The sequence below is a fragment of the Arenibacter sp. F20364 genome, assembly GCF_023015905.1.
In the GTDB taxonomy this organism is placed as follows: Bacteria; Bacteroidota; Bacteroidia; order Flavobacteriales; family Flavobacteriaceae; genus Arenibacter.
Window position 1 is genome coordinate 1 of record NZ_JALKBD010000155.1, and the last position, 442, is coordinate 442.

The following is a 442-nucleotide window of genomic DNA, read 5'->3' on the forward strand; positions in this document are numbered from 1 at the left end:
CTAATGCTGATCCATATACATTGGATGTAGCTGCAAGCGGAATTACGGCGAATGAACTGGCCGATGATGCCGTAACGGCTGCCAAGATCAATTCCGACGTTGCTGGAAGCGGGTTGGTACAGAACGTAGCCACGGGAGCATTGGAAGTTGACGGAACAGCAATCACTGGGGATGGTAACATTACTTCGTCGGATCTAACCGTAGGGGGTGATGCCAATGCTCTATTGGGAGATGTTACCTTGGAGATAGCGGCCGGAGCCGTGGGAACTACCGAATTGGCTGCAGATGCGGTTACCAATGCTAAATTGGCGGATAATGCGGTTCAGACAGAAAATATATTAAGTGGTGGCAACGACAAGGTATTGGTTACGGATGCAGTGGGAACAGTGGAGTGGATCGACAAGTCGAGCTTTGCCGCTATCGCCGACCAGGTAACGATAAC

The 442-nt window shown here is 50.7% G+C and carries 1 protein-coding gene; it reads left to right on the forward strand.

All coding sequences use genetic code 11. The features are described from left to right. On the forward strand, positions 1–442 hold a 442-nt coding region (locus tag MWU84_RS24125), incomplete at both ends, for a hypothetical protein (RefSeq protein ID WP_246906607.1).